Genomic DNA, 12,075 nt, shown 5'->3' with positions numbered 1-12,075 from the left:
TTATATAGTAAAATATTACTCGAATTGATAAATCTTAAACGAATTCAAAAAGGATACGTATAATTTTATGAAAAATAACATTTTAAAAAGCAACATTGAACTTATTAAAAGCTTATACAACATTAACTTTTACAAAATAGAAAATTCAGAAGACGCTATGGAATTTAGTAAACACAACACTATTCATAGAATTCAGCTAATATTTAATTCAGACGCAATTCTAACTATGAAGAATAACATGAGCAAGGACTACATTTATTTACTTGCTGATATTTTTAACATATCCATTATTGTGTTTTTAATTGATGAGGAGCTCTATATTTTAGGACCATTTACACCACTTCTTCATACTAGAGAAGATGCTAACCAGATTTTTAGAGAGAATAATATTGATGATTTATCTATATCTGACTATTTGCGTTATAGAAATCTTTTTCCAACCATCAATGAAGATTTAGCCATACATATTGTGAACTCATTTTTAAAACAGATTGAAGCTGACAAGGCTACACGTAAGGTTAAGAGACCCAACTTTTCTTATAATAATGCTAATTATGACAACTACGAAAGCAGCAGGGATAACTATGTAGATTTACTTCAAATTAGATATGAAAATGAAAATCTCTTTATGGACTCTATTATAAGGGGTGACTCTGCTTCAGCCCTTAAATACTTAGGTAAAATGCAAAAGGATGTAAGTTACGTAAAAAAGATAGGTTCCACTCTTGAAAATGAACGTATCGGTAATGCCATAACTAGAACCACTCTAAGACTTGCAAGCCAGAAAGCAGGCTTATCTGCTTATATTATCGATCAAATTTCTTCAAAAAATACTAGAAGAACATTTTCAGAAAAGAATATTGATAAGATACTTGAATATAAAAAGGAAATGGTTATAGAGTTTTGTGATGCAATTCAAAAGCTTCATAAAAATAATTATAGCTCTATTATTAACAACTGCCTTAAATACCTTGAAGACCATTATTATGAGGACTTTTATCTTGATCTACTAGCTGATGAAATGTCCATTTCAAAGAGTTATCTTTTAAAGCTATTTAAAAAGGAGCTTGGCACAAGCCCAACTAAATATCTTAGAAAATTAAGAATTCAGAAAGCCTGCCAGCTCCTTGAAACTACAACTAATTCAATTCAAGAAATCAGCGAAGATATAGGTATAGTGGATAGCAATTATTTTGTTAAGCTCTTTAAAAGAGAAAAGGAAATGACTCCTAGCCAATATAGAAAAGCTCACAATTCCACCACTAAAAAGTTAATATAATTACCACCACAATATGTCATTGTTTTCTTCCTCTACCTTTTTAAGCTTGCCCTCTTTTACAAGTTCAATGAAAGCTTTCGCAAAATCAGGATTAAACTGACTTCCAGCTCCTTCCTGGATTTCATTTAAGCACTCCTCTAAGTCCATCTTCTTTCTATATGGTCTTGTGGAATACATGGCATCAAAGGCATCGGCAACAGAAATAATCTGAGCAATCTCTGGAATTTCATCACCCTTTAAACCTTCTGGGTATCCCTTACCATCAAAGCGTTCATGATGATAACCGGCACCATAGGAAATCTCTGGGATCAAGTCGATTTCCTGTAGAATTTCATTTCCATATTCAGGGTGCTTCTTGACCTGATTGTATTCATTTTCACTAAGCTCATCTTTCTTATGTAAAATGTCATTCGGTATTAAAATCTTACCAATATCGTGAAGAAGTGCCACATTGTAGACCTTCTCTGCTCTTTCAGGGCTATAGCCAATCTTTAGGGCTAAGCTTCTTGAATAGGTAGCCACTCTAAAGGAGTGTCCACTAGTGTACTCATCCTTCTTATCAATGATTTTAGCAAAGGCGCGAATCATTTGATTAAAGACCTTTTGAATTGCAATTCTCTGCTTTTTAGCCTTTTCAACCTTAGACCTCATGGAAATAATAATGCTTGTAGTTATAATCACAAAAATTGCAATTGATAAGCCAACAAATATAGCAAAGTGATCCCTTATTAAATCAAAAAAAGTGTAAGTATAAAGTTCATCTGTATAATGCGGTGTTAAACTGCTTGTATAATCTGGATTAAAGAGGGCAACACCACGATTTACTAACTTTAACAAGCCCTCGTTGCCAATCTTTATGCCAAAGCAAATATCTTCTCTAAGGCTAAGTGGAATTGCTGATAAAGAGTGATATTTGCTATTCTTTAAAATATCATAGGCTCTTAAGCTACTTAAAATAGTAGCATCTACCTGACCCTCTTTTACAGCTTTTAAGCATGCATCTATATCCGGATAGTAAACAATTTCTGCTTCTGGATAAGAACTTTTAGTATAGTAATACTGCATGCCATTATTTCTATTAACAGCTAGTGTGTGTACTTTACTAGCATCCTTGTCCTTCTTAAATACCAATTCGTTAGAAACTGATAAAATAGAATTTGAAGGATATATTTCATTTATTTCTGAATAAAAAAGACTGCCATTAACTGGAAAAGCTATATCTATTTTTTCATCACTAATATCCTGCATCATATCTTCATAAGATACGTATCCAACATAACTAACATCTAGATCATAAATAGATAAGTTACTTAACATCTGCGGGACAATATCCTTTATAATACCCGTAACATTTCCATCAGAATCCGTGTCACTAAGAGGTAATAAGTTCTCAAGATAACCCACAACTAACTTGTCATTATTCTCAAGCCAATCCTTCTCATAATTTGAAAATGATAAACTAGTTACACTACCTTGATAATACTTGTACTTTAAATTACTAATAAAGTTTGGTTCTTGATTAGTAATTGAAGTCTGTGCATTATCAAGTTCCTCTAATAAATCAGGTCTATCCTTACTAACACATAAATAATAGTCAGAAGAACCAAAAGTTCCTATAACCTCTGAATTAGTACGACTATATGTTCCGCTACCTTCAACAGCAGCGATATCTATTTCTCCGTCATCGAAATCATGCAATAAAGACTCGTAATCATCATATTTAACTACATTACAATCCACATCATATTCTAGAATATAATTATAAAAGACATCAATTATTGCACTATTTAGAATTCCAATTTTTTTATTAGAAAATGAAGTTGGATCGTTAGTTATATCTGTATCATATGTGTGTTTAATAAGATGGTAAATTTCGGTTCCCATAGGCATAGTAGGATAAGAAATCAGTTCTTCTCTTTCAGGTGTCTTTGCAAGACCTGCAAGTAAATCAATCTCTCCATCCAATAATTGTTCATAAAGTTCGTTGTATGTACCATAGACATACTCATACTTCCATCCGGTATATTCGGAAAGCTTACGATAATACTCGTAGGCGTAACCACTTTTTACAGCGCCATCTCTGGCCCCTTCCTGGAAGATTTCGTTCTCATAATAGCCAACATATACAACTTTTGAGTTGTCAGCCCTTACTTTCTCGCTTAAAAATACTCCTATTATAGTCCCAATCAATAAAGAGTAGATTAAAACGAGGCTCATCCATCTTTTTTTCATAAAAATTTTCATTTGCATTAAAGCTCCCTAAAGAATTTCACATTCTAGTAATCCTCACCTATAGACGCTTTTATTGTATAACATAATTATGCCCGAGTAAAGCGGACATTCGGAATCCGCTTCGCTACTTCCTCATGAACGCAGTGGCACTTCTTAAAATCCACCAATAAATACCTTTAAACCAATAAAAATCAATATAAGTCCACCTACAATTGTAGCCTTATCGGAGAGCTTCTCACCAAACTTCTTACCTGATATAAGTCCAAAGATGCATATGAAAAATGTAACAATAGCAATAATTAATGACGAGAATAGCGCTTCAAAAAAGCCGTAGCCTGAAATTGTAAATCCTACTGATAATGCATCAATAGATGTGGCAATTCCCTGTACAAAAAGGGCCATTCTCCCAAGACAGACTATTTCCTGCATCTTCTTATCATGTTCACTACAATCTGTAACACAAAGCATATCCTTAATACCCTCAATTAACATCTTTCCACCAATGTAGAGAAGTAAAATCAAGGCAATCCAAGGAATACATTTTTGAAAATCCTTAAAAAGCTCAGAAATTGTATGAACACAGGTCCAGCCTATTAAAGGCATTATAAACTGAAAGAAGGCGAAAGTTCCTGCAATAGCAACACTCTTTCTTCTTCTCATATTTGGTTCATTAAGTCCGTTTACAATAGATACGGAAAAGGCGTCCATGGCAAGGCCAACCCCTAACATGGCACTATCAACTAACAAATTTAACATAAAGTCCTCCGATTGATATAACTAGCTAAAACCCTGGCTTATATGTGATGTTTGCAATCCTCTGCCTGGATTTGATACATTTCACCCATAAAAAAAGCCGGATGCATATGCTGCATCCGGATAAGTTCAAATTAGATAAACTTCGCCCATGTACAGCCATACGCTCTACATGAGTCTCGCAATTTAAAATAAGCCAGGTTTTGACACCAGTATGTTGACTTATTACGACGAAGTCGCTTACTACTCCCTCACGGTTTTTTCAGTATATCAATGGAATATTTTGTTAGTCAAGACGAACTCCCCCTTTTAACCATAGAGTTCTCTAAAAATTTTCCTGTACTTATAATAATCCTTATAATTTATAAAGCCCTCATCATGAAAAGTCCAAGGAATATCTTGATGGGGGGTTACTATCTTATAGCCCCTCTTTCTAAATTCATAGGACTGACTAATATCATAAAAATCCCAACCTGTAAACACATCCTCCCTCCAAGGAATGTCCACTTGAGTCACCATTATGACCCCGTCTAAGGCCTCCACCTCCATGTATTTTTTCTTCTCGTTATCAAATATAGACATAAAGGTCTCGTAATTATTGCTGTGATACGAAGCCCCCACAGCTCTTGACTTCCACAATATCTTATTTTCTGGCATCTTAGGAGAGCCAACGCAGCCAAACATGCCAATTTTTGGATCTTTGAAAATGTCTAGCACCTCATAAAGAAATCGCTTATTTACAATCATCACATCCTGATGAAGATAAATCTTATACTTGGCATCACTAGCTTTCATGCCCTCATTATAGCCACTAGTCATTGAAGCTGCATCCACCACCTCAATATCCTCAAGGCTATAACCCTGTGGAATATCTAACCTTGAAATATAATAAAGGGCCTCTGCTGCCATGTCCTCATCATTTACACACATTATAAAGGCAAATTTCTTATCATCCATAAACTACTCCTCTAAAGTGTAACATTTTAACAATTCCTTAGTTCCTTCCCTACCATTAAACATTAGAAGGTCTATTATAGAAAGATTTGGCACAAAGTCCGAATCAAACTGCTTATATCTAATTTCCTTGGTCTTTAGAAAATGTAATCTAATCCCTTCACTTCTAAAGCTTTCCTGATCATACAAAGCCTTGCCACCAATAGCATTATAATAGTCACTAGCTCCAAGTCTTTTACATATATCAAGCAACTTTTCCTGCCCCTTAAGATGTCCGTTTTTTTCAATTTCTGAAGAGTAGACAAATTCAGTATTCATGGAAAGATAGCTTGATATTTCTTTTATGATTTTTCCATTCAACTTAGCTAAATTAGTCTCTTTGCTAGTTAAAAGTTCTTCTAGCAAAGGATAAGTCTCTTCATAATAAGGGGCCTTTTTATAAGCCATAGCAATCCTTTTTAAATTCTTCTGATTCCTAATCCCACTATCTATCTGAATTTCATTGATTTTCTTATTCGGACTAGCAAGGCTTAAATAAAGGTTTAAAAATGTAGCCTCCCCATTAATAAGAATCTTATTTCTATTAATCCATCCTCCCTTAATATAATTGACATCATCATAAATCACGTATTTATCTACCAAATTTATAAGCTGCCAATAGCCAATATAAGGGAAAAAATAAGGTTGCATAATTCCTAGTTTCATAAGCACCTCTAAGTTTTTTATTAATGTCAAAAAGTCCTAATTCTTACGCCTTAATTCATCAAAACGCTTAAGCTCCATTTCCTTTTTATATTCTCTAAAAAGGGCATGAACATCATACTTTGGCTCATAACCTAGCTCCCTTTTAGCATTTTCCACATCCATTAAAAAGCCCCCAGTTGCCTTCTTTTCCGGACGATATATAATCTTAGACTTCTTATTAGCTGGAGAAAATACATCTATTATTGCCTCAATCTGCTCCTTTAGTGTTACTGGAATTCCTGTACCCACGTTATAAAGCCCCGTCTCTTTATTAACTTCAATGGCCTTACATAACATCTGGGCGCAATCATTTACATAAACCATATCCTTAGAGTAATTAGGATTGCCCCAAAGCTCAATATCCTCGCCCTTCATGGCATTATTAATCATCCTGTAAACAGGCCTTAAAGTCTTAACGCCTCCCGGATAATAATACTGATAAGAGCTGTAGTTATAGATGGTTGGAAACCTAAATATAAAATACTTAAGGCCATATTCCTCGTGGTAATGCTTTAAAAGCTCAATAGTTGTGTTCTTACTAATTACATAAACTGCGTGATCCCCTTTATAACTAAAGTTTAGGGGAAGGTCTGGCTTTAAAACATAGCCCTCTTGCGCATAATTAGAAATATCAAAAACCGTTGTGGAGAAAAGGATTCTATCAGCCCCAACTTTTCTACAATATTCCAAGATATTAAAGCCTCCAATGATGTTGGAATTAATGTATTTTTCTGGGCTGTAATCATCCATATAAGAAGGTATCACTGCTGCTAGGTCAATTACTGCAAAAACCTCCTCTGTTGGCAGCTTATGAAAATCTTCCTTCTTAGCTATATCCACAGAAATGTATTTAATGCCCATTTTTTCAAAAAATCTAGTTTCTCTTTTACCGCAAGCAATAATTTCATAATCCTTATCTTTAAAATAATCAATGGCATATAAAAGCACATAAGAGCCTACATTTCCTGTGGCTCCAAAAAGAATTATCTTCTTCATAAGTCCCCCATTTCTCCCATTAAGAGTTCGCACATGTATTTCATATCTTCTAAATCATATCTTTGGTCGCAAACTAGGTTTAGCACTGAGTCTGCCATTTTATACTCAAAAGAATCCTCCGATGCTTCCACTAAAACATTAGGCCACAAAAGCGGTAGATATATATTTTTAAAGATCAATCTATCCCTTAATTTTTCTGCATCTTTTATCATTAAGGGATATGAAAATGCACCAAAGCCCACTACAATATCTAACTCATTAATCTTTCCTAGTTTTTCCTGTAAAAATCTAGCGTTATCCTGTCGTTTCCTGCCAACATTTTCATAATCAATTCCCTTCAAAAGATTTTTGCTAATTAAAGACATCTTCTTAATATCTGCCTTAGCCAATCTTTCTTCATTATGTCTAAAATCTTCAAAAAAATTCTTGGCACTATTTTCGAACCGTCCTAGTAAATGAGACATATTCTCCCTTACTTCTTCGTATTCTAGTTTTTCATATTCCTCTTTAAGGTCGGCATCTGTGTAAAGAAAAGCCCCATCTGCCACTCCAAAAAACTTTCTTGCAGAGTATATGCAATCACAATTCTCTATTCTTTTTTGAAAATATGCCTGCACATTATCTATGATTACTCTGTCGTATTTTTTCTTTAACTTATATAAGTAGTCCTCCTCTAACTGACCGTAATAATTTATGACATATAGCCATTCCTCGGGCTCTAATTTCATATCCTCTTCTAGGTAATTAGCGGGTCTAAGCCTATTATCGATTCTATATTCTTTTATGGCCAGACCATATTTTTTACAAGTGGCTTTAATAGATGAACAGGCATATATGGGAATTCTAATCTTTTTAATATGCCTCGCATTAATAAGAAAAGCTAGGCAATTTGAACCTGTGTTAAAGGCATAGGCCTCCTTGTGTAACATATCTAAATTATTAACCTCTAATTCAAAATAACCCCCAATTTCTTTCATATTTAACCCTCATCTAAAAATCTTATTTCTTCACTATAGTGTCTTTTTTATCCAAAAATTGCATAAAGCCTTTTTTAAGTTCATCCTGCATAAAATCAGCCTTTATGTAATTATATTTTTCCTTTAGACAGTCTATGATTTCTGAGTAATGTCTATGCATATAAAAAATTGCGCTGGTTTGCTGGGCTGTTTTTTCACTATCTAAAAGAAGAAAATATCGCTCACACATTAGCTCTTCCCTACTGATAGCCTCTTTTCTTCTAAATAAATCCTTAAAGGCAGCCACAAAAAGCGTATCCTCCATATCTTCTAAGACCTGCATCCAAACAAAGCCCTCCTCCACTGAAGTTCTATAAATATTATCATCTGTTGGAGCAGATTCATTTTTATTATCCCCTGTGTAGTGCACTCCAAGATAAGTTAGTGGAAGGCAAATAAGATGCAAATCATACTTACATAAATAATCTACCCACTTAAAGAAATCCGGCAATTGCCTGCAAGCAAGGCCATGCTTTTGCTCTTCTAAAAATATTTCTCTTGCCATAACTGAAGAAGGATTGCAAAAACAATTAGAATTCTCCCAAAGGTATTTTAGCCATTGAGTTCGACTTCGATTTTTTTCAAAAAATACTGCATCTCCTGTTGTTTCACCATCATCTCGCAAATAGTAGGCCCAAGTTAAAGAGATGCCTCCATTTTTCTCCAAATAATCTATCTGAATAGCTAGTTTATCCTTATCCCATACATCATCAGAATGCATAAGTGCAATATATTTTCCACTAGCTTCTTTAGCTAAAAAGGGAATTCTACCCCTTAGATTTTCTGTAAAGTAAAATTCTTTTTTGAAATATTTAGAATACTCCTTCATAATTTCAGGAGTCTTATCCGTTGAGGCATCATCGCATACAATAAATTCTATATTCTTATAGCTTTGATTAATTACACTCTCAATAGCCCTTCTTACATATTTCTCATGATTATAAGCTGGCATAATTACTGAAACTAGAGGACCATTTTCAATTAAATCCTTATTAATTACAGGTCTAAAGCCTTTATAGAAATCCTCTAACTTAGTCTTAGTCAAAACTGTTAATAGGCTAGAGCAAGCAAGTCCACTTTTTTCAAAATCATCTTGTCCAAAATATTCAACTCCAAGCTCCGTTAAATAGAAGTTAGCATTTAGACTAGCTATAATCTTTTCTGACATGCTAGAAATTTCTGGATTATCCGAATCTTCTAAATCCCCTAACTCTGCTAAAATTACTATCTCACCATCATCTTTTAAGATTCTTTTTAAGTTTTCTAATAATTCACCTTCAGATAATTTATCTATAGCAAGCTTTGAAAGAATAATTAAATCATAGCTTTTGTCCTCTTTTTGCTTTAGCTTTTCCATATCTTCTTTAAAGTTTAGATCTGTCTGAAATGCATTTAAACTTTCATATTTAATAAGTGAACACCACAAATTTATATAGGCATCAATTACAGGGGTTGGAGCAATTTGTAAGACACTAGTTTCTTCTGTCGCTGTAGATAGGGAAATCTTTTTTAAGAATAAACTTACAAGTCTATCTCTTCTTGAGCTCGTACAATTCTTGCATTGTCCATCCTTAGCACTATAGTAAACTTCCTTTCCACAACACGGACAAAAGCCCTGTAAACCCTCTATTCGCTCTTTAATCTCCTCTAGACCACTAGCTAAAAGATTTACAGAATCATACACGTCTTGAATGTTTTCCTTTAAAAATGTCTCATTTTTACAAGAATCAAAAAAGCCAACTATGAAATCAAAATATTCTAAATAATCCTCTAGAATCTCTGGAAAGACTAGCTTTTTCACCGCCTCTATTAGTGTAGGAATTGCTGCTATCTTCTCAGCTATAGACTCTAATTCAAATTCCCCCTCAAATTCATTTTTGACTTTTCCAAAATATTCAATTATTCCCTCTAATCCTGTGTCTCTTTTTTTCATAAATCCCCCTTAAGATAGCGCCTTAATAACCCTGTCCTGCTCTGCTCTTGTAATGCCTTCGTATAAAGGCAAGGTTAATATATGCTTAGATAAATCTCTTGCTACATGAAGATCAACTTCCTTATACTTGTTTCTAAAACAGTTTTGGTCTGCAGTAATGGGGTAGAAATATTTTCTTGCAAATATATCATCTGAGCGCAGCTTATCGTAAATCTCGTTTCTATTGCAGCTTGCCTCATCTGTAACTAAGATTGGGAAATAGGCATAATTATTGACTTCCCCAGGCTTAAGCACTCTAAAGGTGCTTATACCTTTTATTTTATCAAGGGCCTCACAGTAATAATCAAAGGCTTCCTTTCTAGACTTAATTGCTTCTGCTAGATGTCTTAAATTACATAGACCCATAATGGCACAAAATTCGTTCATCTTAGCATTTGCGCCAACCTCAGCTACTAAAGTTTCGCTGCGAATTCCGAAATTTTTAAGGTTATATAACTTCTCATAAATCCAATCATCATGAAAACATACTGCGCCGCCTTCTATACTATTAAAAACCTTTGTGGCGTGAAAACTTAGGATTGAGGCATCACCAAAGTTGCCAATTCCCACCTCATTAAGGCTTTCTCCAAAGGCATGGGCCGCATCATAAATGACTTTAAGATTGTAGTCCTTAGCTATTTTTTCTATTTTTTCTGTGGCGCATAAATTTCCATAAACATGAATTGGAAGGATTGCCACAGTTTTTTCCGTAATCAAATCCTCTATTTTTTCTTCGTCAATTGTTCCATCACTGGCCTTAACATCGCAAAATACCGGTTTACAGCCATTTCTAACAATTGCATGGGTTGTGGATATAAAGGTAAAAGGGCTAGTTATAATTTCACTGCCCTCTGGAAAAGAGAAAGCCTGAATTATCATTTCAAGAGACATATGTCCATTAACTAAAAGTGAGATTTTATCCACCTTTAAATAATCCTTCAGCTTCTCCTCTAATTCATTGTGATATCTACCCATATTGGTCATCCAATGCGAATCCCACAAAGGCTTAATCGCATCAATAAATTCCTCATAGGGTGGCATAGAAGAACGTGTTATATTTATTCTTTCCCCCATAGTATTTCTCCCCAGTTTCTATTATTTTGCCAACCTTGCTAAAGTTTCCTTTTCTAATTTCTCAAGCCCCAAAATTTTATATATGTTAGCCATCAGAAGAATGTTTTCTTCTATATTAGGCTTAATTTCATCACAAGCCTTTAACATAACTAACATATAAACTAGTTTATTATTTTCAAAAAATATATTAGATAGTTTCTTGTAAATCATGTATTTATCTACATTTACAAAAACTACCATTCGCTCCACACAAGTTTTAGATAGACCATTATTTAGAACAAATTCTGCAAAGAGCGAATCATTTTCATCCCCAGTAAATTCAAGACGGAATAAAAGCATTCTAAAAATCTTCAAAAGCTTAGATAACTCCTCATAATTCCTAGCGCAATCAAGGATAGTTCTCTCTTCCATACTATTTAACTCTTCCACGTAGAGATAAAGTAGAATAAAGAAATTCACATGCTTTTGATCTGATTTATATTCTGGAATGTCCTTTTTATTCAAATATTCCATTACTAGGAGTTGTCTTGCTTTGACGTCGTTTTTATCCAATAATTTTTTTATATAATTATAGTGGTCTTCTAATTCTTTCCCGTAAAGCTCCTGCCTTTCTATCCACTCTTTCTCAATCTTTAAAGCATGAGCCTCGCTTGCTAGATTTTCCTTATTCTTGTTAAATATCATAAAATCACCTATTTCTAGTTCTTTGGCTCCTCAAGTTCCTTCTTCTCATTTTTAATTTCCCAATGTATTAAAAATGTAAGGGCTGCCCTTAAAAGTATAATTGCACCAAGGATTCCAAGTTCCGCCCATTCACGAACAACTACAGTTCTTAAAACCTCACCGCCCAGCTTAAATTCTAAGGCAAGAGCAATTCCTTGAGCAAGAATCAATCTAATAGAATCATCCTTTTTTAGCCAATAAATAAAGCTCTTAATAGCAGTATAAACAAGGATACAAATACCAAAAAGCTCCAACAACAATGTTGAAAATTCAACTATATACCTAAGTATATTCTCTGCCTGCTGATAAATATTCTCCATAAATTATCCCCC

The 12,075-nt window shown here is 34.0% G+C and carries 11 protein-coding genes; 1 reads left to right on the top strand and 10 read right to left on the bottom strand.

The window, feature by feature from the left end; translation table 11 throughout:
- Nucleotides 1-157 precede the first annotated feature (157 nt).
- Nucleotides 158-1,279 (top strand): AraC family transcriptional regulator, encoded by a 1,122-nt coding sequence (locus BLQ66_RS00850; protein ID WP_180364673.1) that lies wholly within the window; start codon nt 158-160, stop codon nt 1,277-1,279.
- On the opposite strand, the gene BLQ66_RS00845 is transcribed toward BLQ66_RS00850, so the two are convergent.
- From BLQ66_RS00845 to BLQ66_RS00800, 10 genes are all read right to left on the bottom strand, one after another.
- A complete protein-coding gene (locus BLQ66_RS00845; protein WP_180364672.1) occupies nt 1,280-3,511 on the bottom strand; it encodes an HD domain-containing phosphohydrolase in 2,232 nt (743 codons plus the stop codon).
- A gap of 153 nt (nt 3,512-3,664) precedes the next feature.
- Nucleotides 3,665-4,267 carry a manganese efflux pump MntP gene (locus BLQ66_RS00840; RefSeq protein ID WP_074520476.1) on the bottom strand — a complete coding sequence of 201 codons (603 nt, stop codon included), beginning with the start codon at nt 4,265-4,267 and terminating at the stop codon, nt 3,665-3,667.
- Between the two features lie 306 nt (nt 4,268-4,573).
- Nucleotides 4,574-5,221, bottom strand: coding sequence for a glycosyltransferase family protein (locus BLQ66_RS00835; protein ID WP_074520475.1), 648 nt, complete (start codon nt 5,219-5,221; stop codon nt 4,574-4,576).
- A gap of 3 nt (nt 5,222-5,224) precedes the next feature.
- Nucleotides 5,225-5,923 (bottom strand): WbqC family protein, encoded by a 699-nt coding sequence (locus tag BLQ66_RS00830; RefSeq protein WP_074520474.1) that lies wholly within the window; start codon nt 5,921-5,923, stop codon nt 5,225-5,227.
- 36 nt (nt 5,924-5,959) lie between these two features.
- Nucleotides 5,960-6,958 (bottom strand): NAD-dependent epimerase/dehydratase family protein, encoded by a 999-nt coding sequence (locus BLQ66_RS00825; protein ID WP_074520473.1) that lies wholly within the window; start codon nt 6,956-6,958, stop codon nt 5,960-5,962.
- Nucleotides 6,955-7,935, bottom strand: a complete 981-nt coding sequence (locus tag BLQ66_RS00820; RefSeq protein ID WP_074520472.1) for a hypothetical protein — start codon at nt 7,933-7,935, stop codon at nt 6,955-6,957. The genes BLQ66_RS00825 and BLQ66_RS00820 overlap by 4 nt, the downstream gene beginning before the upstream one ends.
- Before the next feature lie 22 nt (nt 7,936-7,957).
- A complete protein-coding gene (locus BLQ66_RS00815; RefSeq protein WP_074520471.1) occupies nt 7,958-9,907 on the bottom strand; it encodes a glycosyltransferase family 2 protein in 1,950 nt (649 codons plus the stop codon).
- 9 nt (nt 9,908-9,916) lie between these two features.
- Nucleotides 9,917-11,020 (bottom strand): DegT/DnrJ/EryC1/StrS family aminotransferase, encoded by a 1,104-nt coding sequence (locus tag BLQ66_RS00810; protein WP_074520470.1) that lies wholly within the window; start codon nt 11,018-11,020, stop codon nt 9,917-9,919.
- Nucleotides 11,021-11,041: 21 nt separating this feature from the next.
- The gene (locus tag BLQ66_RS00805) at nt 11,042-11,704 is read right to left on the bottom strand and encodes a hypothetical protein (RefSeq protein ID WP_074520469.1); all 663 of its coding nucleotides are present in this window, start codon (nt 11,702-11,704) and stop codon (nt 11,042-11,044) included.
- 14 nt (nt 11,705-11,718) lie between these two features.
- Nucleotides 11,719-12,063 (bottom strand): DUF1622 domain-containing protein, encoded by a 345-nt coding sequence (locus BLQ66_RS00800; RefSeq protein ID WP_074520468.1) that lies wholly within the window; start codon nt 12,061-12,063, stop codon nt 11,719-11,721.
- Nucleotides 12,064-12,075 lie beyond the last annotated feature (12 nt).

Origin of the sequence: Lachnospira pectinoschiza (genome assembly GCF_900103815.1) — a bacterium.
GTDB classification, from domain to species: Bacteria; Bacillota; Clostridia; order Lachnospirales; family Lachnospiraceae; genus Lachnospira; species Lachnospira pectinoschiza_B.
The sequence above is the reverse complement of the archived record's forward strand: the minus strand, read 5'-3'. Positions and strand labels throughout refer to the sequence as shown.

Coding starts and splice junctions, on each gene's coding strand:
- BLQ66_RS00825 (WP_074520473.1), bottom strand. CDS start 6,958: ATGAAGAAGATAATTCTTTTTGGAGCCACAGGAAATGTAGGCTCTTAT.
- BLQ66_RS00835 (WP_074520475.1), bottom strand. CDS start 5,221: ATGGATGATAAGAAATTTGCCTTTATAATGTGTGTAAATGATGAGGAC.
- BLQ66_RS00820 (WP_074520472.1), bottom strand. CDS start 7,935: ATGAAAGAAATTGGGGGTTATTTTGAATTAGAGGTTAATAATTTAGAT.
- BLQ66_RS00810 (WP_074520470.1), bottom strand. CDS start 11,020: ATGGGGGAAAGAATAAATATAACACGTTCTTCTATGCCACCCTATGAG.
- BLQ66_RS00815 (WP_074520471.1), bottom strand. CDS start 9,907: ATGAAAAAAAGAGACACAGGATTAGAGGGAATAATTGAATATTTTGGA.
- BLQ66_RS00845 (WP_180364672.1), bottom strand. CDS start 3,511: ATGAAAAAAAGATGGATGAGCCTCGTTTTAATCTACTCTTTATTGATT.
- BLQ66_RS00830 (WP_074520474.1), bottom strand. CDS start 5,923: ATGAAACTAGGAATTATGCAACCTTATTTTTTCCCTTATATTGGCTAT.
- BLQ66_RS00800 (WP_074520468.1), bottom strand. CDS start 12,063: ATGGAGAATATTTATCAGCAGGCAGAGAATATACTTAGGTATATAGTT.
- BLQ66_RS00840 (WP_074520476.1), bottom strand. CDS start 4,267: ATGTTAAATTTGTTAGTTGATAGTGCCATGTTAGGGGTTGGCCTTGCC.
- BLQ66_RS00850 (WP_180364673.1), top strand. CDS start 158: ATGGAATTTAGTAAACACAACACTATTCATAGAATTCAGCTAATATTT.
- BLQ66_RS00805 (WP_074520469.1), bottom strand. CDS start 11,704: ATGATATTTAACAAGAATAAGGAAAATCTAGCAAGCGAGGCTCATGCT.